Source organism: Sphingomonas phyllosphaerae, from assembly GCF_036946485.1.
Taxonomy (GTDB): Bacteria; Pseudomonadota; Alphaproteobacteria; order Sphingomonadales; family Sphingomonadaceae; genus Sphingomonas; species Sphingomonas phyllosphaerae_E.
In genome coordinates, this window is record NZ_JAQIJA010000001.1 from 387,854 (window position 1) to 411,595 (window position 23,742).

Sequence of the window (23,742 nt, forward strand, 5' to 3'; positions counted from 1 at the left end):
ATGCTCGGGCACGTTTGGTGACCGATCCGGAGAGTGCATCATGCGTCGCGCCCTGCTCGCCATTCTGGCGGCCACCTGTTCCGCCCCGGCGCTCGCCGCGCCGGCGGGCTGGACGATCAGCGAGGCGAGCGGGACCGTCACCATCGCGCGGGCGGGGCTCAGCACCATCGCAACTCGCGGGACATCGGTCAGCGCTGGCGACACCGTCAGCACCGGTCCCGGCGGCCGTGCCGTGCTGGTGCGCGGGACCGAGTTCATGATGGTCGCGCCTTCGTCGCGGCTGCGCCTGCCCGCCGAGCCGCAGCCAGCCGGCGTAACCCGCGTCGTCGAGGAGTTCGGCAACATCGTCTTCATGATCAAGAAGAAGATGACTCCCCATTTCGAGGTGAAGACGCCGTACCTGGCCGCCGTCGTGAAGGGCACGACCTTCTCGGTGGGCGTGTCCGACCAGGGAACCGCGGTGCAGGTCCTGGAAGGCGCGGTGGACGTGTCGACGCTCGACGGCGGGGCGCACGATCTCGTCACCCCCGGCGCGGTCGCGATGATCTCGGCGTCGAACCGGATGCGGATGACGATCGAGGACAATGGCCGATCACGCATCGTCGAGTCGCCCGCTGCTGCTGCGTCGGAAGAGTCGTCACCTGCTGCACCGGTACCTTCGCCGGCGGAACCGACGGGCAGCGTGGCGGATGCGCAGGCAGATGTGGAGCCCGTGAACGCCAGCGCCACATCGATCGGCGGGGCCGCGCCAGCGGAGCCGGTCGTAGTGGCTACAGAGAGCGTGCAAGTGCCCGGCGTGGCGCCCGCGCTGACGCAGGCGGTATATTCCCCGACGGCATCTCTCTCCACCACGACCGGCGGCTTGGTCTCAGGGTCGATCGGCGGCGACATCGCGGGCGTAGCGGCGGCGACCCGGCTCGCCAACGAGGCGACCACGACGACGACGCGGGTCGTGGAAGCTGCTGCGGTGATCGTAGAAAAGCAGTCTGCCTCGCTTGCTGCCGCAGAGGCTGCCGAGAAGACGAGCGCTGACGCGGCAGCGGCCGCACAGGCGAAGGCTGATGCGGAGCGCGCCGCGACCGCGGCGGCCGCCGCCAGCGCGAAAGCCGCCGACGAGGCTGCACGCGCGAAAGCCGAACAGGAACAGAGTGCGGCGGCCAGGCTTGCCGCGGCCGCGACCGCAGATCAGGCCGCACGCGCCGCCGCCGCCGCCGCCGATCAGGTCGCGCAAGCCGAAGCGGAGCATCTCGCCAAAGTGAGCGTCCAGGCGCAAGCCGAGGCCGAGGCTGCATCCAGCGCAAAGCTCGTCCAAGAGCAGATCGAGGCGAATGCGCGCGCAGCCGCCCAGGCTGCGGCCCAGGCCCAGGCGCAGGCGCAGGCCGCTGCCGTACAGGAAGCCGAGGCGTCGCGTCTGGCTCAAGCCGCCCAAGCGGCTGCCAATGTGCTGGCGGCCCAGCAGACACAGCAGGCGGCGGCGCAGGAAGCGGCACGACTTGCCACCGAGGCGGCGACGCGTCTCGACGCCGAAGCGGCGCGTGCAAACGATCCCGCGGCGAGGGCGGCGGCAGACAAGGCGGCTCGAGATGCCGCGAAGGCGATCGCCGATGCTGCGCGCGCCGCGGACGATGCGGAAAAGGCCAAGGCCGACAAGGCGGCCCGCGACGCCGCCAAGGATGCGGCGGATCAAGTCGCCAAGGCGGCGAGAGATGCCGAGCGTGCCGCCAAGGAAGCGGCCGACAAGGCATCGGCGGAGGCTGCCCGCCAGGCAGACCGCGTCGCCAAGGCCGCCGCAGACGCAGCCGAGCGTGCCGCGAAGGCAGCGGATGAGGCCGCGAAGGCAAATGCCGACAAGGCTGCAAAGGAAGCCGACAAGCTCGCGCGCGACAAGGCCGCCGAGCAAGCGGCGAAGGATGCCGAAAAGGCGGCCGCCGATGCCGACAAGTCTGTCCGCGACAAGGCTGCGAAGGAAGCTGAAAAGGCCGCGAAGGACGCGGAAAAGGCTGCGGCGAAAGTAGCCGAAGATGCAGCCAAGGAACAGGAGAAAGCCGCCAAGGACGCGCAGAAGGCTGCGGAGAATGCTGCCAAACAAGCTTCTAAGGAAAAGGATGCGGCAATCAAGGACGCTGGCAAGGGCGTCGAGAATGCCGCTGATAAGATCAAGGACGTTTTGAAGGGTAAACCCGGAGCCTGAGGCCTCGCCTGTCGGATTTAGCGATCCATTGAGGTCTGAATATATCTTATTGAGAGCGATTCGATACGGAGAAGTTGAAATGTAATAAGGGAAAATTCACCTGTGACTTGCATTTTCCCATGAAATAGGAGTTAAATTGTTACAAGCTGGCCGCTTGCCGCTTGCCGCTTGCCGCTTTCAAAATCGCGCTTCACAGCAGTCATCGCTGAGGGAGGCTGGGTTTGGCAAGAAAAAAGTCCTACAATCTTTCTGGGGGCTTAGTGTTGGAATGTCGAGGAAGTCATCGACCAGTTTGCCGCAGATGCAAGAGGTCAGCGGGTTTGGAAGTTATTGCGCAGCATTGATTCTTTTACCTGGGGCCTTCTGACGTAGGACGAGTTTTTATTCATCGACGGTCAGAGGCTGACTGTGGTTTGACGGCCCTTCGCGGTTTTTTATATGGGTTGAAGGTGAGTTTCAGGCGTTCATTCGGCCGCTGCAGCCGCAGGTTGCCCGTAGCAATAGACAGCGCTGACGTTGCGCCGGGGTTTCTTGAGCCATAGGCTCAGTCCATCATGCCGGCAGAGCCGTTAGATGCGCTCTTCGGCGGGCTCAGGCGAGCCATGTAATTCACGGCTATCTTTCCCTTCGTAGCAGAATGTAGACCTTTGAGTAGCCGTGCCGCGTGAGCGTCGCCTCTAGATCACGGATGCGCAGCATCGAAGGCGCCTGGTCACCTTCGACAGCGACGTACCCGCCTCCGCCTGCTTCAGCGCAATCGCAAACTGCTCCTCGGTGTGTGCCTCGTCCTCTTCATGTCCAACTCCTCGCCCGCAGGCTTTGAAGAGCCGGAAAACGGTCACTGAAACCGGATGAAAATTGCCGAAAGGACGTCGAAATCATGCCTGCGGAGCTAAGGCCTCGATGATCCGGCAGTCAGCAACCGTGTTTCGGCTACAGGAGTCGATCAGGGTATCCAGCTCGGCCGCAAGCGCCGTCAGATCGGCGATCTTGCGCGTGATGGCGTTACGGTGCTGGTTGGCGATCACGTCGACGGCCATGCAGGATTGGTCCCGCCGATCGGCCAGCGCCATCAGCTCGCGCACTTGATCGATCGAGAAGCCGAGGTCCCGCGCCCGCCGAATGAATGACAGGCGCCGGAGATGGCTTTCGTCATAGCTTCGGTAATTGCCTGCCGATCGGGCCGGTGCCGGCAACAGGCCGATCTTCTCGTAGTACCGCACCGTCTCGACGTTGGTGTCTGTCGCCTTTGCCAGCTTGCCGATCGCCAGATCGCTCATCGCCCTTGACCCTGTAGCCGCTACAGGGTCCATATAGGTTGTCGCATCGATTCCACGAAGGGCGACGACAATGGCCTGCGATAGTTGCTGCGCCTCCTCCGCCAAAGGCGCGACGAACGATCCCCGCTGGCGCCGCGCCTTGTGGATCGCGCTTGGCGTCAACGCTGCGATGTTCGCGGTCGAGATCGCGGCCGGGCTGATGGGCGGCTCACGGGCATTGCAGGCCGATGCGCTCGACTTCCTTGGCGACGCCGCAAACTACGCGATCAGTCTCGGCGTCGCCGGTATGGCGCTCGGCTGGCGCGCCAAGGCGGCGCTGCTCAAGGGCGCTACGCTGGCGCTCTTGGGGCTTTACGTTCTCGGCATCACCCTCTGGGGAATATGGCATGGTGCGGTGCCCGAGGCGCACGTCATGGGCATCGTCGGGATCGCCGCGCTGATCGCCAATGGGGTGGTCGCGCTCATGCTTTACCGCTTTCGCGGCGGCGACGCGAACATGCGCTCGGTCTGGATTTGCTCGCGCAACGACGCGATCGGCAACGCCGCGGTCGTCCTTGCCGCCGCGGGCGTGTTCGGGACGGGCACGGCATGGCCCGACCTGATCGTCGCCGGGATCATGGCCGCACTCGGCATTTCGGGGGGCATGCAGATCATCGCTGCCGCACGCCGCGAACTCGCTTCGCCTGAAGCACAGAGTTACAGACGGATCACAGCATGGTAAGGGGGCGACGAATGCGCGCGCTGTTCCCCTTCCTTGCCTGCTTGATGCTGGTGCTGACCGGCTGGTCGGGCGTGGCACATGCGAGGGAGATCGTGGGGTCGGTGGAAGCTTCGTCCAGCGAAATGTTTGCGCATGTCGACGGCGACGGCGACCAGGTGCCGGCAGATGCCGAAAAGGGCTATCCGCATCACCATGCGAGCTGCCACGGGCATGATGTCGGAACGCCACTAAGCGACCGTATGACGGCGCCGGTGAAGATAGCTGGCAATAGTTTCGGCGTGCGCGTCTTCCCGGCGATCGCATCGCACGACGGCGAACAGGCGCTACGCCCCCCCCAGGCCTGACGCAGCGATCGGGCGCGACATGCGCCCAGGTTCGTATCGTCAGGAGCATCATCAATGCAGCGCATCATCGCGGCCGTCTTGGCCGCAGGCGCCTGTGCTTCATCGGCACACGCCCAGACCAGCCCACCCACCGGCACAATGCCGGTTCTCACCCTCGACGACGCGCTGGCCCGGGCCGGCGCCACATCCCCTGCGCAGGAAGCAGCCGCTGCCGCTATTCGCGCAGCCGAGGCGCAGCGTCGGGTCGCCAACCTTCGACCCAATCCGTCGATCGTCGCCGAAACCGAGAACGTCGCGGGATCGGGCATCTACCAGGGCCTTCGATCATCCGAGACGACGGTCGGCCTTGCCTTGCCGCTGGAGCTGGGTGGCAAGCGTGGCGCCAGAGTGGCGGTCGCGTCGGCGCAACTGAGCCGGGCAGCACTCGATGCCGAGATAGTCCGTGCCGATCTACGGCTTCGGGTGACGCAGGCGTATAACGAGGCCAGCGCAGCCGAGCGCCGGCTCGTCATCGCGCGCGCGCAGGTCGGCATCGCAGCCGAAGCCTTGCGCGCCGCTCAGGTTCGGGTGCGCGCGGGACGCGCGTCGCCGCTCGAAGAGCAGCGGGCGGATGTTGCCCGGATCGCCGCTGAGGGGGCGGCGGAACGGGCCAAGCGATCGGCGGACGTCGCGTCCGGTAATTTGGCGCGCCTCCTGAACACGCCTGTCACCGCGCTGGACCTACGCTGGTTCGATCGGGTCGAGAGCGCAGGGCCGCCACGCCCGGTGACAGCGGGCACGACCCTCGCAGCGGCGGCAGCTCGTGCGGACCTGTCGACCGCGAGCGCACAGATCCGGCTCGCCCGCAGCCAGCGGGTTCCCGATGTGACGGTCAGTGCCAGCGCACGCCGTCTCGAACAGACGAACGATGTCGCGGCCGTCTTCGGCGTCTCGATTCCTCTCGCCGCGTTCAACCGCGGCCGTGCAGCGGTCGATGTCTCCACAGCCCAGCGCGACCAGGCGGACGCCCTGCGACGTTTGGCGCTGCTCGACGCGGAGCAGGCCATCGCCCGGGCACAGGCGGACGCGGCGAACGCTGCCACGACGGCACGTAACGCCAGCGGCCCCGCGCTCGCGGCCGCACAGGAAGCGGCCCGGATCGCGCGCATCGGCTACCGCGAGGGCAAGTTCGGGCAGCTCGATTTGCTCGATGCCGAACGTACCCTTTCCGACACCAGGACGGCCGCGATCGACGCGCTCGCCGCCTACCACGACGCACAGGCGCGCCTCGAGCGGCTGACGACGCCGGCGCCCACAGTCACGGAAGACGATCGATGAAGAAGATGATCCGGGCGTTCGCGCCGCTGACCCTTGCCGCCATGCTGGCGGCATGCGGAGGCCCTGCCAAAACTGACGAAGGCGGAGAGAAGGCGGAAACGGAGAAGGCAGAAGGTGCCGAGAAGCCCGGCGATCCGAATACCGCCGTGCTTTCCACCCAGCAGATCGCCGATGCCGGCATCGAGGTAACGCGCCCCACCATCGGCGGGGTTGCCGGTGCGATCGAGATCCCGGCCACCATCGAGGGTGACCCGCAGGGCGTTCAGGTCGTGTCCGCGGCGATCGGTGGGCGACTGGTGTCGCTGACCAGAAATCTTGGGCAGCCTGTCGGCCGCGGCGAAACGCTGGCGATCGTCGAGAGCCGTGAGGCGGCGTCGCTGAAGGGCGAGGTAGAGGCCGCACGTGCCCGTTCGAGCCTTGCTCAATCCAACCTGCGTCGCGAGCAGCGCCTGTTCTCGGAGCGCGTCTCCCCCGAACAGGACCTTGTTGCGGCGCGCACCGCAGCGGCCGAGGCGAGCATCGCGCTCCGGCTTGCGCAGCAGCAGCTTTCCGCCACCGGCGGGGGTGGCGGTGCCCTCAATCGCATCGCCGTCCGTTCGCCGATCGCCGGTCAGGTCATCGCGCGATCCGCGACGCTCGGCCAGCAGGTCGCGGCCGACGCGGAGCTGTTCCGGGTCGCCAATCTGTCGAAGGTGACGATCACGACATCGCTCGTGCCCGCAGATGCCGGCCGGGTGCGTCCGGGCACGCGGGTGGAGGTCGTCTCGGCTGGCCGTCGCCAGGAAGCGCGTGTGACATTCGTGTCGCCGATCCTCGACGAGACGACGCGGTTGGTGCCGGTGATCGCCACCATCGACAATAGCCGCGGGCAGTGGCGCATCGGCGAGACGGTGACCGCCTCCATTCTGTTGCCAGCGACCGGAGACCGCTCGATCGCGGTCCCTTCCGCGGCTGTCCAGATGATCGGCGACAAGCCGTTCGTGTTCGTGCGGACGACCAACGGCTTCAAGGCGACGTCAGTGACGCTCGGGCGCACCAACGGCGGCACTGTCACGGTCACCTCCGGCCTCACCGGCGACGAGCGGATCGCGTCCACCAACAGCTTCACGCTCAAGGCCGAACTCGGCAAGGGCGAAGCGAAGGACGAGGACTGAGCCATGATCGGTCGCATCGTCACCTTCGCCGTCGAGAAGCGATGGCTCGTCCTGCTTCTCACCGTCTCCGTCGCGCTCGCGGGCATCTTCGCCCTTCAGCGGCTGCCGATCGACGCCGTTCCCGACATCACCAACAACCAGGTCCAGATCAACGTCGTCGCGCCGGCCCTCTCGCCCGACCAGATCGAAAAGCAGGTCGCCTTTACCGTCGAAACCGCGCTCGCCGGCATTCCCGGCCTTGAATATACCCGCTCGCTCAGCCGCAACGGCTTCGCCCAGGTGACGCCGGTGTTCGATGAGGGCACCGACATCTACTTCGCCCGCCAACAGGTGGCGGAGCGGCTGCGTACCGCCGAGGAGAGCCTGCCCGACGGCGTGAACCCCGAGATGGGGCCGATCGCGACCGGGCTCGGCGACATCTTCATGTGGACGGTCGAGTTTCGCGAACTCGATCAGGTCAATCACCGCAACGGCGAGCCGGGGCTGCAAAAGGATGGCAGCTACATCACGCCCGAGGGCGATCACCTCGTCAGCGAACCGGACAAGGCGACCTATCTCCGGACGGTTCAGGACTGGATCGTCACGCCGCAGTTGAAGAGCAGCGCCGGCCTTGCCGGCGTCGACTCGCTTGGCGGCTATACCAAGCAGTATCTCGTCGTCCCCGACATCCAGCGCATGGCGGCGATGCGGATCAGCCTCCAGGACCTCGCCACGGCGCTGGAGCGGAACAACACCAGCGCGGGCGCAGGCGTCGTCAATCGCAACGGCGAAGGATTGGCCGTGCGCGCCGATGGTCGCATCCGCAATGCCGACGAATTGGCCCGCACCGTCGTTGCCACCCGCGAGAGCGTGCCGATCCTGCTCAGCCAGATCGCGACGGTCAGGACGGGTCAGGCGCTGCGCATGGGGTCCGCATCCGAGAACGGCCGCGAGGTGGTGGTCGGGACGGCCGTCATGCGGATCGGCGAGAACAGCCGTACCGCGTCGACGGGCGTGGCCAAACGGCTGGAGGAGATCGGCGCCTCGCTTCCGGTCGATGTGGTCGTGAAGCCGGTGATGAACCGCACCGAGCTGGTCAATGCGACCATCGCAACGGTTGCCCGCAACCTTGCCGAGGGCGCGTTGCTGGTCATCGTGGTGCTGTTCCTGCTGCTCGGCAATATTCGCGCTGCGCTGATCGCGGCGCTGGTCATCCCGATCACCATGCTGCTCACCAGCATCGGCATGCTTCGGGCGGGGGTGTCGGCGAACCTGATGAGCCTCGGCGCGCTCGACTTCGGCCTGATCGTCGATGGCGCCGTCATCATCGTCGAGAATGCCTTGCGCCGCCTTGGTGACGCGCAGCACGGCCGTGACGAGCCGCTACCGCTTGGCGACAGGCTGGCGATCGTCGCGGCTTCCGCCCGCGAGATGATCCGCCCGTCCGTCTATGGGCAGGCAATCATCATCCTCGTCTACGCGCCGCTGCTCACCTTCTCCGGCGTCGAGGGCAAGATGTTCGAGCCGATGGCGCTCACCGTCATCATCGCGCTCGTGTTCGCCTTCATCCTCTCGCTCACCTTCGTGCCCGCGGCCATCGCGATTTGGCTCAGCAAGCGCATCGACGAGAAGGAAAGCCGGATCATCGGGTGGCTGCGGCGCCGCTATGCGCCGGGTCTTGGCAAGGCGATACGGCGCCCGACCATGACGGTGGGCGTCGCGATCGGGGCGCTGGCGCTGGCGGCAGCGGCCTTCACGACGCTCGGACAGGAGTTCCTGCCGCAGCTCGACGAGGGCAACATTCTCGTTCAGGCGGTGCGCATCCCCGGAACGTCGGTCGACCAGAGCCAGGCCATGCAGTTCCAGGTCGAGAAGATGCTGGCGCGGCAACCGGAGGTCCGGTTCGCCTTCTCACGGACCGGCACCTCGGAAATCGCCAGCGATCCGATGCCGGCGAACGCGACCGACACTTTCGTCATCATGAAGCCGAGGAGCGAATGGCCGAATCCGGGTCTGCCCAAGGAAGAGCTGATCGAGCGCATGGAGAAGCGTCTGTCGACGCTCCCGGGCAACGCCTACGAAATCACCCAGCCCATCCAGATGCGGTTCAACGAGCTGATCGCGGGCGTGCGCGGCGACATCGCCGTGAAGGTGTTCGGCGACGACTTCGGCGCCATGAACGCGACCGCCGATCGCATCGCCGACGTGTTGCGCAACACCGCAGGCGCGGCGGATGTGAGGGTCGAACAGACCGAAGGTCTGCCGATGCTCGATATCCGCCCCAATCGCATGGCGATGGCGCGGATCGGGGTCACGGCCGGCGACGTGCAGGACACCGTGGCGGCAGCGATCGGGGGCCGTGAGGCGGGCGTGATCTTCGAGGGCGACCGGCGCTTTCCCGTCGTGATCCGCCTTGCCGAAAGCGCGCGATCGGACCTGACGGAGGTGGCCCAGGTGCCGGTGCCGACATCGAGCGGCGCCTTCGTGCCCCTCTCGACGGTCGCGGACATCGCCGTTGTCGACGGCCCCAACCAGATCAGCCGGGAGAACGGCAAACGTCGTGTGGTGGTGCAGGCCAACGTGCGGGACCGCGACGTGGCGAGCGTCGTCGCCGATGCGCAGGCGACGATCGCGGCCAAGGTGAAGCTGTCGCCGGGCACCTATCTGGAATGGGGCGGCCAGTTCGAGAACCTGGCATCGGCACGCGACCGGCTCATGATCGTCGTGCCGATCTGCTTCGCGGTCATCATGCTCCTGCTCTACGGGGCACTGGGATCGGTCCGCGACGCGGCGCTGGTGTTCACGGGCGTTCCGCTGGCGCTGGTCGGCGGTGTGCTGGCACTGTTCCTGCGCGGCATGCCCTTTTCCATCTCCGCGGCAGTTGGCTTCATCGCTTTGTCGGGTATCGCCGTCCTCAACGGGCTGGTGATGGTGTCCTCCATCCATGACCTGATGCGTCAGGGCATGGACCGGGCGCGGGCGGCGCATGACGGGGCACTGGCACGCCTACGGCCGGTGGCCATGACGGCACTGGTCGCATCGCTCGGCTTCGTACCGATGGCGCTTGGCCACGGTGCCGGCGCCGAGGTGCAGAAGCCGCTGGCGACCGTCGTGATTGGCGGACTCATTTCAGCGACGTTGCTGACGCTGTTCGTCCTACCCACCCTCTATGCCCGCTTCGGCGGGTGGATACCGGCAGATGGGGAGCTGCCGGTATCGAATGACTCTCGGTTTCAGGACAAGCCAGCATGAGCAGACGCGATCACGCCCGCCGCAAGGATGGCACAAGCAATGTCGATCCAAGTCAGCGGCTTGAAGCTAATCCGCTCGACAATAGATGTGTATCATTGTGCCGGTCCACGCCGATTGAGTAGCGCGGGCCGAAGGGGGGCTTGACGTTCGAGATGAAGATTGCGGTCGCCGCGGACCGGCCGGGCGTGCCGGTGCCGGGACAGTCCAGCGCCGCATCGCGCTTGCACATCGTGGCCACGGTGGGGGCTATGCTGGCGGCCGCAATCGGCGCGACCGCGCTGATCGGCTGGGCGGTCGACCTTCCCACCCTCACCAGGGTTTATGCCGCCGGTAGCGCGATGCAACCCATCACCGCCCTGACGGCCATTCTGGCCGCGATGGGCATTCTGCTTGCCAACCATCGTGCGAGATTTGTCGGGGCGACGCGATCGATCGCCGCTCTCGTGCTCGCCATCGTGCTGCAAACCTTGCTCCAGCACTGGACCGGTCATGATCTCGGGACGGACCACCTCCTGTTCGGGGCCGCCGTCGACCGGCAGCCCGCCACCTATGCGCATCCCGGACGCATGGCGGAGCCGACCGCCTTTGCCTTCCTCCTGATTGCGATCGCGCTTCTGTCGTTGCGATCACCGAGCCGTGCCGCAGGTCGGGTTCTGTCCGCGTGCGCGACCACGGTCCTTCTCCTCGTCACGGTGACGCTGCTCAGTCATCTCTACGGTGTCGCGCCGCTGACGGGGGTCCTCGGCTTCACGCAGATGTCGATACCGACGGCGTGCGGCCTGGGCGGCTTGTCGGTCGCCGCCCTGGCGCTGCGGCCGGGGGGCGGTTGGGTCAGCCTGCTGATCGGCCGCAGCATTGCCGCTTCGGCCGCGCGCTGGCTTCTTCCCGTCGTCGTCGTCGTGCCGGTCGTCGTGGCCGCGCTCGCGCTGCGCGGCTCCGAGATCGGCCTGTATCCCGCAGATTTCCGTATCGCGTTTACCACAGCAGTAACGGTGGTGCTGCTCGCCGCGCTGGCGCTTTGGGGCACACGCCAGCTCGACGGCTTCGTCTCCGAGCGCGAAGCCGCCGAAGCATTGCGCGAGAGCGAGGCGACGCTCCGTGCGTTCTTCGACACCGAGGGCCTGTTCGCCTCGATCATCGAACGGCGCGAGCCTTCCTTCCGGTATGAGAATGCCAATGCCGCGCTCGCCCGGCTGCTGGGCCGCGCCGATCTGATCGGCGTGGACGTGCGCGACGCCTGGCCGACAAGTGCAAGCGAAGCCCTGATCGAACAGATCGCAATGGTCGAGAGGGGCGGCCGGCCGTCGAGCATGGAAATGGCGCTCGAAACGGCGAGCGGGACGCGATGGTTCATGGTCACGATCAGCCCGATCGCGGGCAGCCCGGCCGAGAGGCCGCGCTATGCGACCGCGTCACTCGACATCACCGACCGCAAACGCGCCGAGGCCCGCCAGCGCCTGATGCTGGATGAGCTTAACCACCGGGTGAAGAACACGCTCGCGGTGGTGCAGAGCCTGGCGCAACAATCCTTTCGCGGCGATCAGGCCACGCCCGAGGCGCGACAGGCGTTCGAATCGCGCCTAGCCGCCGTCGCGGCGGCACATCATCTGCTGGTCACCCAGGATTGGACGTCGGTGTCGTTGCCCGCGCTTGTCGCCGATGTCGCCGGACCGGGCTGCGGCGCCGATCGAGGCCGGATCGAGATCCACGGCCCGGACATCCTGCTCCCGCCCCCGATCGCGGTATCGCTGGCGCTCGCCCTGCACGAGCTGTGCACGAATGCCGTAAAGTACGGGGCACTTTCCAACGACACCGGGCGGGTGGCGATCCGGTGGGCGGCGGACGCGAGTGCCCCCGGCACGCTCCACATCGTGTGGATGGAACGTGATGGTCCGCCGGTGACCCTCCCGTCCCGACGCGGCTTCGGATCGAAGTTGATCGAGCGCGCGCTGTCGGCGGATCTCGGCGGCCCGGTGCAGCTCGATTTCGCGCCGGAAGGGCTGACGTGCACCATCACGGCAATCGTTCCGACGGAAAGCGCGCTATAGAGTGCTTGAAAGCGCGAGATTACGGCCTTCGAGAGGACTTATCTCTCTCGATTTTGACTCGGGAAAGGTGCTCCCGGTCGTTCCGATGATGGTTGCGGATTGGCTAAGGAGCGCTGGCAGGATAACCGATCGGAGCCGATCACGATAAGGCCCGGTGATAACCCAGCCGAAGGGTCATCATGAGGATCAGCGTGCGTAGCTAGATCGCAGCTTCCCGCCCACCGCGCCGCCAACACGATCGGCACGCAGGCCGAGCGCGGGCAGCTGCTGTTCAAGCCGTACGACACGATCCCGATACGCGTCATTGCCGACTTCGCCAATTTTCGGGCTTATTGCTGGAGCAGATTTGTCTGCGCACTGGCACCAGCTTGCGCGCCCAGTTCTCCTACTACATCCCTTCGCGACAGGACCAGTATAGCTGGGAACTGCGCCTGCACGAAGCGGTTGAGGGGGCGAGCGTAATCGCCTGAACAAACGCCTGGCCTAGGGAGGTCTGGCGACGGAATTGAAATGCGGTCTGATCGTTATGTCTGTTTTGGCGACGAACGCCAGCGGAGAGCCTCATTCGCGTCGCTAGCGCGATAAGCCAATGCCAGCGTTGGCGAAAATCAGAGGGCCATACTCTCCGAAGGGGCGGCGTGCAGCCGTTCGATGTCCTGGCGCGGTGGCGCACCGAAGAGGCGGCGATATTCGCGGCTGAACTGTGATGGGCTTTCATAGCCGACCGCGAACCCCGCTGTGCCCGCCGTAGCCCCGCCGACCAGCATCAATCGTCGTGCTTCCTGCAGACGCAACTGCTTCTGATATTCGAGCGGCGTCATGCGCGTGATCGCCTTGAAATGCGCGTGCAGCGAGGAGGAACTCATTCCTGCCTCGGCAGCGACCTCATCGATGCGGATCGGCGCGTCGAACCGGCGGCGGATCGCGGCGATGGCGCGGCTGATCTGGTTGAGGTGACTGCCTGCCGTGGCGAGGTGGCGTAGCATTGGTCCGTGCGGCCCCGTGAGCAGGCGGTAGAGGATCTCCCGCTCGATCAGTGGCGCAAGGACGCGGATCGTTTCCGGCCGGTCGAGCAGCCCGACCAGCCGACATGCGGCGTCGATCAGGTGGGGGTCGCTAGGACAGACGCCCAGTACCGGCAGGTCCGTGTTCGGCACAGCTCCACCCTCCGCCATCATCAGGTCGGACAGCATCGACGGGTCGAGGTCGATCTTGCAGCAGAGATATGGGCGATCGGGGCTGGCATCGATCACGTGACCGACCAGAGGCAGGTCGACCGACACCAGGAGATAATGCGCGGCGTCGTACACAACGCTATGATCGCCGATCGACACGCGCTTCGATCCCTGGGCGATCAGGCAAAGCGACGCCTCATAGACGGCCGGCGTCGGCGTGCTCGGTTGATCGGCGCGGATCAGCGACACATGCGGCATGGCGGTCGTGCAAATGCCCGATCCGATGACATGACGATCGATGGCGGCAGCAAGTTCGGTGATCCGGTCCATGCCGAACGTCATCCGTCAGCGCGTCGCCATGCGCAAGCGAGCAGTGCGGCTTCTGTAGGATCGTGCAAAGCGTTTGGACGATCACGCTACCGCTGGTGGACGCTGCGGCGCCATCTTGCTGGCTGTCACATCAAGGCAAGGAAAGCATCATGACAGCGAGCATCGACAAGGTCGTCCTCATCACTGGCGCTTCGAGCGGGATCGGCGAGGCGACGGCGCGCGAATTGGCAGCGACCGGCGCGCGCCTCTTCATCGGCGCGCGTCGCGGTGAACGGTTGCAGGCGTTGGCCGCGGAACTGGGCGACACGGTGGCGTGGCGCACGCTCGACGTGACGGACGGCGCCGACTTCGACGCCTTCGTGGAGGCCGCGGAGGCGCGGTTCGGTCGCATCGACGTGCTGGTCAACAATGCCGGGGTCATGCCGCTGTCGCCGCTCGCCGCGCTGAAGCGGGACGAATGGAAGCGGATGGTCGACGTCAATATTCACGGCGTCCTCAACGGCATCGCGGCCGTGTTGCCGCGGTTCGTGGCGCAGAAGGGTGGCCATATCGTCAATGTCGCCTCGGTCGCCGCGCACATGGTGATGCCCACCGCCGCGGTCTATTGCGGCACCAAACATGCGGTGCGCGCGATCACCGAGGGGTTGCGGCAGGAGCATGATGAGATTCGATCGACGCTGATCTCACCGGGTGTCGTCGCGACCGAACTGGGCCACGACATCACCGATCCCGACGTCGCGACGGCGCTGACCGGATGGCGGAAGAAGTCGCTGACCCCGGATGCGATCGCGCGGGCGGTCCGCTACGCGCTCGAGCAGCCCGGGGGCGTCGACATCAACGAGGTGATCGTCCGCCCGACCGCCGCGGACATGTAAAGGCACAGGCGTGCCGGCCCCTGTGGCCGGCACGTCCATGTCATCCGTCAGGCCGTCGCGCCGCCGTCGATGTTGAGCGTCGTGCCGGTGATGTAGCTCGCATCCGGCCCGGCGAGGAAGGCGACCGCGCCCGCGATCTCCTCGACCTTGCCATAGCGGCCGAGCGGAATTGCCTGCAGCACCTGTCCGGCGAAGTCGCTGTCGGCAGGATTCATGTCGGTGTCGATCGGCCCCGGCTGCACGGTATTGACCAGGATTTTGCGCGAAGCCAGATCCTTGGCCCAGCCGCGTGCCAGCGCGGCTACCGCGGCCTTGGTCGCGCTGTAGACCGTGGTCGCGGGGAAGGCCATTTCGCCCGAGATGCTGCCGATCAGGATGATCCGGCCGCCGTCGCGAAGATGCGGCAAGGCCGCGCGGGTGCCGACGTGCAGGCCCTTCACGTTGACGCCAAACTGGCGGTCGTAGGTCTCGTCGGTGTCGTCGGTGACGGTCGAGAATTCGGCCACGCCGGCATTGTGGACCAGAATGTCGATCCCGCCCAGAGCGGCGGCGGCCTGTTCGACGCCCGCCCGCTGCGAGTCGGGATCGGCGGCGTTTGCCTGAAAGGCGAAGGCGGCGCCGCCCGCGCGCTCGATCGCCGCCACGGTAGCGTCGGCGGCGGCTTTGTTGCCGGCATAGGTGATCGCCACGGTCGCGCCATCCGCCGCCAGCCGCTTGGCGATGGCCGAACCGATGCCGCGCGATCCGCCGGTGACGAGCGCTGTCCTGCCCTGAATCGACATAGATATTCTCCAAATATGCTGGCCCGCGATCACGCCGTCGTGCGCTGTCGGCAGGCGGTAAATGGGATGACGCTTCAAAAGTTCAAGAATGTCGAACTATTAAATCGAATGGCGTTCCCTATATCGCTCATATGCCCCGCTTCACTCATCCCCGGTTGGAGGACGTTCCGCTCGATCTGGCGCTGCACGCGCTGGCCGATCCCAATCGGCTGGCCATGGTGGCGCGCCTCGCCGCGACCGAACGGCTGAGTTGCAGCGATGCCGCGCCGTGCGAGACGATCCCGAAAAGCACGCTGTCCAACCATCTGAAGCTGCTGCGCGCGGCGGGGCTGATCGAGACGACGCAGGTCGGGCGTGAAATGATCAACACGCTGCGTCGCGCCGAATTCGACCAGCGCTTTCCCGGTCTGCTCGACGCGGTGCTCGCGAACCGACCAGCCTGATTACCGGTCGATCGCGTCGAGTTCGGCCACGGCATCCTCGGGCAGCATCAGCGAGGCTGCGGCAAGGTTCTCGTGGAGGTGCGCGACCGACGAGGTGCCGGGGATCAGCAAGATGTTGGGCGATCGCTGAAGCAGCCATGCCAGTGCCACCTGCATCGGCGTTGCCTCAAGTCGCGCGGCGACGTCGGACAATGTCGCCGACTGAAGCGGGCTGAACCCGCCGAGCGGGAAGAAGGGCACATAGGCGATGCCCTCCGCCGCCAGCGCATCGATGAAGCTATCGTCGCCGCGGTGGGCGAGGTTGTATTGGTTCTGCACGCAGACGATCGTGGCGATGTCGCGGGCTTCCTCCAGTTGCGTCGGCGTCACGTTGCTGAGGCCGATATGCCGCACCAGATCCTGACGCTGGAGATCCGCCACCGCCTTCAATGGCGCGACCAGCGACCCTTCCGCCGGCCCGTGGACATCGAACATCAGGCGCAGGTTGACGACATCGAGCGTCTCCAGCCCGAGGTTCGTCAGATTGGCCTCAACCGCACGGGCCAGTTCGCCCGGTGCGAACGCGGGGAGCCAGGATGCATCGTCGCCGCGCCGCGCGCCGATCTTGGTCACGATCATTAGATTGTCGGAATAGGGGGACAGCGCTTCGCGGATCAGCCGGTTGGTGACATGCGGGCCGTAGAAGTCGCTCGTGTCGATGTGATTGACCCCCGCCGCAATAGCGGCGCGCAGCACGGCGAGTGCCGCATCCCGGTCGCGCGGCGGGCCGAACACGCCGGGTCCGGCGAGTTGCATTGCGCCATAGCCGAGCCGCTTCACGTCGCGTCCGGCGAAGGAATAGGTGCCAGCCTGATCGATCGTCATCGTCTTGTCTCCTGTGTTGGCACCGAGATACGGCTTGCGGATCATGGCGATAAGCCGGAGTGATCCGCACGGGCTGTACGGAAAACCGAACGATGAAGGCTGACCTTGCCGATCTCAACGCGTTCCTGACGGTCGCACAGGCGCGGGGGTTCCGCGACGCTGCGCGCACCGTCGGGTCGAGCGCCTCGACGCTGAGCGAAGCGGTGCGGCGATTGGAGGCGCGGTTGGGCGTCCGGCTGCTCCACCGCACCACGCGCAGCGTCGTGCCGACCGAGGCGGGGACCCGGCTGATCGAACGTCTGGCGCCGGCGCTGGGCGAGGTGGAGGCGGCGCTCGATGTCGTGAACCTGTTCCGCGACCGGCCGGCGGGGACGCTCAAGCTCAACGTGCCGGTCAGCGCGGCGCGGCTGGTGCTGCCGGCGATCCTGCCCGGCTTCCTCGCTGCCTATCCGGACATTCAGGTCGAGATCGTCGCCGAGGACGGCTTCGTCGATATGGTGGCGTCGGGCTGCGATGCGGGCATCCGCTATGACGAGCGGCTGGAGCAGGACATGATCGCGGTGCCGATCGGCCCGCGCGTCCAGCGCTTCGCGACGGCGGCGGCACCGGCCTATCTCGATGCGCGCGGGCGGCCGGACCACCCGCGCGACCTGCTCGACCATGCCTGTCTGCGCGGCCGGTTCAGCAGCGGTGCGCTCACCAGTCCGTGGGAGTTCGAGCGTGACGGTGAGATCATGCGGATCGAGCCGCAGGGGCCGTTGATCGCCGGTGTTGCCGGCGCAGTGGACCTGCTGGTCGATGTGGCGGTCGCAGGCGGTGGGATCATTCACCTGTTCGAGGATTGGCTTCGGCCCTTGCTGGCCGAAAGCGCCCTGGAAGCGGTGCTGCCGACGTGGTGGCAGTCCTTTTCCGGCCCTTTTCTTTATTATTCCGGCCGTCGCCTCGTGCCCCCGCCGCTACGTGCCTTTCTCGATTTTATTCAAAGCTCGGATGCGGTCCCGGCTGCCTATCAAATCAGGTGAGGAAAGAAGGATTTCCGCTCGCCCGGTCTCTTGAATGGCAGACGTCGGTCGGGTTGGGGACGGCTTGGGGCAAATGGGTGTGAACGGACATCGAGACGCAGAGCGTCGCGCCGCGCTGGCAGGATGGGTGGCGCGCGAGGTGTTGCCCCACGAACCGCACGTCCGCCATTGGCTGCGGCGATCCGGTACGACGGCGGAGGATGCCGATGAGATCATTCAGGAAGCCTATTGCCGGATCGCAATGCTCGGCGATGTCGACCATATCGACAACGCCCATGCCTATTTCTTTTCGATCGTCCGCAACCTGCTGGTCCGCCGGCTGAAGCGGCAACGGATCGTGCCGCTGGAGACGATCGCCGAGGTGGATGCGTGGCACGACGATCGACCTTCCCCGGAGCAGGCGGCGGCGGGGCGGATGGCCTATGCCAAGGCGCTCGACATGATCGGGCAACTCCCCGAGCGCTGCCGACGGATCGTGCAGTTGCGCAAGATCGAAGGATGGTCGCAACGCCGGATCGCCGAGCATCTCGGCACCACCGAGAAGGCGGTCGAGAAGCAGGTGTGGCTCGGCGTGCGTGCGCTGCGCGAAGCATGGAGCCGCGCCGAGCAGGAGGCGGACACGCGCATGACCACCCCCGCGGAGCGCCATGGAGGACGTCGCTGGTGAGCAGGCAGGACGCAGCGGCGATCGCCGACGACGCGGCGGCATGGGTCGCACGGATGGACGCCGACGGCTGGTCCGACGCGGACGAGGTTGAACTGGAGCGCTGGATGGCCGCCGATCCGCGACGGCGCGGGGCATTGCTTCAGGCGCAGGCGGCATGGGTCTCGCTCGATCTGCCGCCGGCCGACATCCGCGCGCCCGTGCTGCTGAGGCGACGGACGATGATGAAAGTGGCAGGCGGCGCGCTGGCGGCGTCGCTGGCGGGCGGCGTGTTCCTGCTGACGCGCGGCACCGTCTATCGCACACAACTGGGCGAAATCCGGCGCGTGCCGCTGGCCGACGGATCGACCGCGACGATCAACACCGGCTCCGAGGTGCAGGTGACGCTTGCCGACCGGCGCCGGACGGTGACGATCGCGCAGGGCGAGGCGTGGTTCCGCGTCGCCAAGGATGCGACGCGCCCGTTCGTCGTCGAGGCGGGGCCCGTGGTGGTGCAGGCGGTCGGCACCGCCTTCTCGGTGCGGCGTCGCGATCATGGTGCCGACGTGGTGGTGACCGAGGGCGTGGTCGAGGTGTGGACCGCGCAAGCCGATGGCTATCGCACCAGCCTGTCGGCGGGGCAGAGCGCGTTCGTCGGCGACAATGCCGCGGTGCACGTCAACAAGGAGGAGCCTTCGGCGGTCGATCGCACGCTGGCGTGGCGGACCGGCGCGATCGACCTGAACGGGCAGACGCTGGCTGCGGCGATCGGCGAGTTCAACCGCTACAATCGCCGCAAGCTGGTGCTTGCCGACCAGCGACTGGCGGGCGAGCAGATCGACGGGCTGTTCCACACCGACGATCCCGAAGGGTTCGCACGCGCGATCCACACCAGCTTCGACGTCGAGGTCGACATGGCGGACGCGCAGGTCATACGGATCGGACGCGAAGAAAAATAAATTTACGTTGGGGAGGGAAATCGATTGCCGGCGTCTCTTCGATGGCAGGGCAATAGCCCGCCACAAAAGGGGAGAGGTTGATGAGGGGGTTGAATCGGCACGTGTTGCTGGCGACGGGGGCGGCCGTGCTGGTCGCGGGTCAGCCGGCGTCGGCGCAGGCCAAGCAGTTCGACATTCCGGCGCAGGCCGCCGAAACCGCGATCACCGCGCTGGCGCGGCAGGCGGGAATCCAGATCGTCGTGGCGCGATCGTTCAGCCAGGGCAAGCGCACCAATGCGGTGCGCGGCGCGATGACCGCGGACGTTGCGCTCACCCGTCTGCTCGAGGGCACCGGGCTGCACGCGCAGCGCAGCGGCCCGCAGACCTATGTCGTGCTCGGCACCTCTCCCTATCAGCCGGTCGCGCTGAGCCAGGTGACGGATAATACGGTTGGTGTTTCGCCCGCCGCAGAAACACCGCAGGACACCGCCGACGACGTGGTGGTCACCGGCATCCGCCAGTCGCTGCGCACCTCGATCAACCAGAAGCGCGCCGCCGATCGCGTGCAGGAGGTGCTGGCCGCCGAAGATATCGGCAAGCTGCCCGAGGCGAGCATCGCGGAATCGCTGGCGCGGCTGCCTGGGCTCGCCACCAATCGCGATCGGGGCAACGGGACGCAGATCTCGATCCGCGGACTGGGTCCGAACCTCGTCAACACGCTGCTGAACGGGCGCGAGATCGTCTCGGCGGAAGCGAGCCGCAACGTCCGCTACGAACAATATCCGGCCGAGCTGATCAACGGTGCGTCCGTCTTCAAGTCGCCGACCGCGTCGCAGGTCGAGGGCGCCATCGCCGGGCAGGTCGATCTGCGCACACTGAAGCCGCTCGACTATAAGGAAACCCGCGTCGTCCTGAACGCGCGTGCGATCTACAGCGATCTGGCCGAGGACGTGCAGGACACCAGTCCGTGGGGTTATATCGCCAGCGCGTCGCTGGTGACGCAGTTGTTCGACGACACGCTGGGGCTGGCGATCGGCTATTCGGGGCGGCGTCAGTCGGTCGCGACGGTGCGCACGAACATCTTCCGCTACACCAACAGCTTTGCCGACTTGACCGGCAATGGTCAGTCGAACGACAACATTCCTTACGGCGTCGAAGGGCTGGCGCGCGGCGGCGACGACATCCGCCACGGCGCTCTGGCGGCGCTGCAATGGCGGCCGAGCGACCGGTTCGAGGTGAACGGCGACTTCTTCTACAGCCACGTCAAGTTCGACGAGACGCAGCGTGGTTTCCGGGTCGAGAACCTGCCGTTCGGCAACAGGCTGACGGGCGGCACCGGCGTGACGCTCGATAACGACGGCACGCCGCGCGACTATGTCACCGGGATCACCACGACCAACGACAACACCAGTTTTGGCCAGGTCGTGCGCGGGGTGAACGAGGCGTTCTTCTTCAAGGACGATCTGTACGCCGGCGGGATCAACGCGGCGTGGCGGCCGGACGGCTGGACGATCGTCGGCGATCTTGGCTATTCGACGACGCACCGCGACCAGCAATTCCTGACGCTGCGCACTGAGCCGTTCGGAGTGGTACCGACCACCAGTTTCCAGTCGGGGCGCAATTCGGTGCCGCAGATGAGCGTCAGCGCCGATCTGTCCGACCCGTCGGTGTTCCGGATCGCCGACTTCCAGATCCCGTCGAACGGCGGCGGCGCGCCGCTGATCAATGACGAATTGTGGACCGGCAGCCTGGATGCGACGCGCGAGATCGGGCAGGGGCCGCTCGCCGCGCTGCGGTTCGGCGTGCGCTACACCGATCGTTCCAAGGATTACACGCAGCGCACGCAGTTCGGCTTCATCGATCCCGCGGCGCGCACCGCGACCCCGGCGGCGCTGTTGAACACGCCTTATACGTTCGCCGGCGCCTTCGCGGGGCTGCCGACGGTGCAGTCGATCGACATCACCAAGACGGTCGAGCAATTGTTCGGACCGATCGCGCCGACCACATCGGACGACGATCGTCGTTCGAGCTGGAAGGTCGGCGAGACGACCTATGCCGGCTATGCGCAACTCGATCTGGGCGGCAATCTGTTCGGGATGCCGTTCACCGGCAATCTCGGCCTGCGGGTGATCCGTACCGAGACGCTGTCGAAGAGCGTGGATCTGGCGCAGACGAGACAGCCGGACGGTTCGGTCGTCACCGTCGTCAATCCGATCGCGGTGAAGAACGAGTTCACCGACTGGCTGCCGAACCTGAACCTGACGTTCAAGCCGACCGACAAGCTGCAACTGCGCTTCGGCGCGAGCCAGGCGATTTCGCGCCCGCCGCTCGACGATCTGAGCGCGGGCGTCGGTCTGTTCACCTTCGGCGCGCCGGCGGCGTTCGGCGGCAATCCGCTGCTGGAGCCGTTCCGCGCCAAGCAGCTCGACGCCACCGTCGAATGGTATTTCGATCGCGACAGCGCGCTGACGATCTCGGGATTCTACAAGGACCTGAGCACCTTCATCGTTCAGCAGGTGACGCCGCTCACCGTACCGAACCCGGCGGGCGGGCCCGATCTGGAGGGGACGTTCCGGCAGCCGATCAACGGATCGGGCGGGACGATCAAGGGCGTCGAAGTGCTGTTCCAGAAGGCGCTGACCTTCCTTCCGGCGCCGTTCGACGGGCTCGGCGTCTATCTTAACTACAGCTATACCGACAGCAACATCACCGTGCGCGAGGACGACAATGCGATCGGCGCGATCCAGCTGCCGGGCTTGTCGAAGCATGTCGGCAATGCGACGCTCTATTACAGCAAGTCCGGGTTCGAAGCGCGCGTCGCGTTCCGGTATCGCTCCAGCTACGCCACCGAACTGGGCGACACCGATCGAATCCTGTTCACCGCGCCCGAGTCAGTGCTCGATTTCCAGACGAGCTACGAATTCGCCAAGGGCTCGCGGCTGGACGGGGTGAAGCTGCTGTTCCAGGCCAACAACCTGACCGACGAGCCGTTCGAGACCTATTATGGCGATCGTCGCTTGCAAGGCCGGTACGAGCGCTTCGGCCGGCGGTTCCTCTTCGGCGTAGGATATCAGTTCTGATGCGCAGGCTTGTTCTCGCGACGGCGCTTGCCGTCCTCCCCGCATCCCCTGCATTGGCGGGGGATCATGCGCCTCCGCCGACCGGCGGGCTCTATCTGGGTGCCGATCTGTCGTATGTGAACGAGATGGAGGATTGCGGCGCGGTGTATCGCAGCGCGGGCACGCCGGTCGATCCCTTCGCGTTGCTCGCGCGCAAAGGCGGCAACATCGTGCGCGTGCGGATCTGGAACGACGCGCGCTGGACGCGCTACTCGAACCTGACCGATGTGACGAAGACGATCCGCCGCGCCAAGGCGGCGGGGATGCAGGTGCTGCTCGACTTCCATTATTCGGATGACTGGGCCGATGGCGACAAGCAGCGCGCGCCCGTGGCATGGGCGGGCAAGCCCATCGCGGCGCAGGCCGAGGCGCTCTACGCCTATACGCGCGACGTGCTGGCGCGGCTGGATGCGCAGGGGCTGATGCCGGAGATGGTGCAGGTCGGCAACGAGACCAATCCCGAGCTGATGGGCGGGGTGAAGGAGCGGCCGATCGACTGGACGCGGAATGCGCGGCTGTTCGACGCCGGGCTGCGCGCGGTCCGCGATGCAGGCAAGGCGGCGAAGGTCGCGCCGCGGATCATGCTGCACATCGCGCAGCCCGAGAATGTCGAGCCGTGGTTCGACGCGGCGAGGAAGGCCGGCATCACCGACTTCGACGTGATCGGCATCAGTTATTACAAGAAGTGGTCGACCCGCTCCATGAAGCAGCTGGGGGCGACGATCGAGCGGGTGCGCCGCCGCTTCGGCAAGGACGTGATCGTGGTGGAGACCGCCTATCCGTTCACCAACGAGAATGCCGACGCCTCGCCCAATCTACTCGGCCCCGACACGTTGGTCGACGGCTATCCGGCCACACCGGACGGGCAGCGTCGGTACCTGATCGACCTGACGCAAACCGTTGTGGACGGCGGCGGCGTGGGCGTCGTCTATTGGGAGCCGAACTGGGTATCGACCCGCTGCGGCACCCGCTGGGGAAAGGGCTCGAACTGGGAGAATGCGGCGTGGTTCGACTATGATAGTACGGAGGCGCTTCCAGCTTTCGAGTTCTTAAGTCATCGATACAAGCATTAACAACGAACCCTTGTCGCGGCCGACTGCTGGTGAGCGTGGCGGGGATTGTTCGGCGCGGCTCGTTTTTAGCGGGGCTTTCGTTAGCCGATCCTATGTCGCACCCTCGTAAATCGGAATGAGTGGCAGGTTCCGCGCAGGGGAAATCCAGCCGCTTACCGGCATTGCATCATCTGAACGTATGAGTCACACCTT

The 23,742-nt window shown here is 66.2% G+C and carries 18 protein-coding genes; 14 read left to right on the plus strand and 4 right to left on the minus strand.

What is annotated here, in order from left to right; translation table 11 throughout:
- Positions 1-40: 40 nt before the first annotated feature.
- Entirely contained in the window at positions 41-2,191 is a 2,151-nt protein-coding gene (locus tag PGN16_RS01750; protein ID WP_335307679.1) for a FecR family protein, read from the plus strand.
- Between the two features lie 878 nt (positions 2,192-3,069).
- Here PGN16_RS01750 and PGN16_RS01755 read toward each other — a convergent pair.
- Complete coding sequence (locus PGN16_RS01755) at positions 3,070-3,471, minus strand: MerR family transcriptional regulator (RefSeq protein ID WP_335307680.1); 402 nt, start codon at positions 3,469-3,471, stop codon at positions 3,070-3,072.
- A gap of 70 nt (positions 3,472-3,541) precedes the next feature.
- Between PGN16_RS01755 and PGN16_RS01760 the strand changes: the two genes are divergently transcribed.
- From PGN16_RS01760 to PGN16_RS01785, 6 genes are all read left to right on the plus strand, one after another.
- Complete coding sequence (locus tag PGN16_RS01760) at positions 3,542-4,192, plus strand: cation transporter (RefSeq protein WP_335307681.1); 651 nt, start codon at positions 3,542-3,544, stop codon at positions 4,190-4,192.
- Between the two features lie 11 nt (positions 4,193-4,203).
- Positions 4,204-4,536 (plus strand): hypothetical protein, encoded by a 333-nt coding sequence (locus PGN16_RS01765; RefSeq protein ID WP_335307682.1) that lies wholly within the window; start codon positions 4,204-4,206, stop codon positions 4,534-4,536.
- 54 nt (positions 4,537-4,590) lie between these two features.
- A complete protein-coding gene (locus tag PGN16_RS01770) occupies positions 4,591-5,853 on the plus strand; it encodes a TolC family protein (RefSeq protein WP_335307683.1) in 1,263 nt (420 codons plus the stop codon).
- Positions 5,850-7,007 carry an efflux RND transporter periplasmic adaptor subunit gene (locus PGN16_RS01775; RefSeq protein WP_335307685.1) on the plus strand — a complete coding sequence of 386 codons (1,158 nt, stop codon included), beginning with the start codon at positions 5,850-5,852 and terminating at the stop codon, positions 7,005-7,007. The genes PGN16_RS01770 and PGN16_RS01775 overlap by 4 nt, the downstream gene beginning before the upstream one ends.
- A gap of 3 nt (positions 7,008-7,010) precedes the next feature.
- On the plus strand, positions 7,011-10,238 hold the full coding sequence (locus PGN16_RS01780; RefSeq protein ID WP_335307686.1) for an efflux RND transporter permease subunit: 3,228 nt from the start codon (positions 7,011-7,013) through the stop codon (positions 10,236-10,238).
- Positions 10,239-10,378: 140 nt separating this feature from the next.
- Positions 10,379-12,286 carry a sensor histidine kinase gene (locus PGN16_RS01785; protein ID WP_335307688.1) on the plus strand — a complete coding sequence of 636 codons (1,908 nt, stop codon included), beginning with the start codon at positions 10,379-10,381 and terminating at the stop codon, positions 12,284-12,286.
- Between the two features lie 608 nt (positions 12,287-12,894).
- On the opposite strand, the gene PGN16_RS01790 is transcribed toward PGN16_RS01785, so the two are convergent.
- Positions 12,895-13,791 carry an AraC family transcriptional regulator gene (locus tag PGN16_RS01790; protein WP_335307690.1) on the minus strand — a complete coding sequence of 299 codons (897 nt, stop codon included), beginning with the start codon at positions 13,789-13,791 and terminating at the stop codon, positions 12,895-12,897.
- 149 nt (positions 13,792-13,940) lie between these two features.
- Here PGN16_RS01790 and PGN16_RS01795 point away from each other — a divergent pair, with 149 nt between their 5' ends.
- Positions 13,941-14,666 carry an SDR family oxidoreductase gene (locus tag PGN16_RS01795; RefSeq protein WP_335307691.1) on the plus strand — a complete coding sequence of 242 codons (726 nt, stop codon included), beginning with the start codon at positions 13,941-13,943 and terminating at the stop codon, positions 14,664-14,666.
- Between the two features lie 47 nt (positions 14,667-14,713).
- On the opposite strand, the gene PGN16_RS01800 is transcribed toward PGN16_RS01795, so the two are convergent.
- A complete protein-coding gene (locus PGN16_RS01800) occupies positions 14,714-15,448 on the minus strand; it encodes an SDR family oxidoreductase (RefSeq protein ID WP_335307692.1) in 735 nt (244 codons plus the stop codon).
- 131 nt (positions 15,449-15,579) lie between these two features.
- Here PGN16_RS01800 and PGN16_RS01805 point away from each other — a divergent pair, with 131 nt between their 5' ends.
- A complete protein-coding gene (locus tag PGN16_RS01805) occupies positions 15,580-15,891 on the plus strand; it encodes an ArsR/SmtB family transcription factor (protein WP_335307693.1) in 312 nt (103 codons plus the stop codon).
- Here PGN16_RS01805 and PGN16_RS01810 read toward each other — a convergent pair whose 3' ends face one another.
- Positions 15,892-16,755 carry an aldo/keto reductase family oxidoreductase gene (locus PGN16_RS01810; protein ID WP_335307694.1) on the minus strand — a complete coding sequence of 288 codons (864 nt, stop codon included), beginning with the start codon at positions 16,753-16,755 and terminating at the stop codon, positions 15,892-15,894.
- Between the two features lie 92 nt (positions 16,756-16,847).
- Here PGN16_RS01810 and PGN16_RS01815 point away from each other — a divergent pair, with 92 nt between their 5' ends.
- The 5 genes from PGN16_RS01815 (at position 16,848) to PGN16_RS01835 (ending at position 23,550) form a co-directional block, all read left to right on the plus strand.
- A complete protein-coding gene (locus PGN16_RS01815) occupies positions 16,848-17,777 on the plus strand; it encodes a LysR family transcriptional regulator (RefSeq protein ID WP_335307695.1) in 930 nt (309 codons plus the stop codon).
- A gap of 79 nt (positions 17,778-17,856) precedes the next feature.
- Positions 17,857-18,444, plus strand: a complete 588-nt coding sequence (locus tag PGN16_RS01820) for an RNA polymerase sigma factor (RefSeq protein ID WP_335307696.1) — start codon at positions 17,857-17,859, stop codon at positions 18,442-18,444.
- Complete coding sequence (locus PGN16_RS01825; RefSeq protein ID WP_335307697.1) at positions 18,441-19,379, plus strand: FecR family protein; 939 nt, start codon at positions 18,441-18,443, stop codon at positions 19,377-19,379. The genes PGN16_RS01820 and PGN16_RS01825 overlap by 4 nt, the downstream gene beginning before the upstream one ends.
- Positions 19,380-19,459: 80 nt before the next feature.
- Positions 19,460-22,438: a TonB-dependent receptor gene (locus PGN16_RS01830; RefSeq protein ID WP_335307698.1), complete on the plus strand. Its 2,979-nt coding sequence runs from the start codon at positions 19,460-19,462 to the stop codon at positions 22,436-22,438.
- On the plus strand, positions 22,438-23,550 hold the full coding sequence (locus PGN16_RS01835) for a glycoside hydrolase family 53 protein (protein ID WP_335307700.1): 1,113 nt from the start codon (positions 22,438-22,440) through the stop codon (positions 23,548-23,550). Before PGN16_RS01830 ends, PGN16_RS01835 begins: the two co-directional genes overlap by 1 nt.
- The last annotated feature ends 192 nt before the right edge of the window (positions 23,551-23,742 follow it).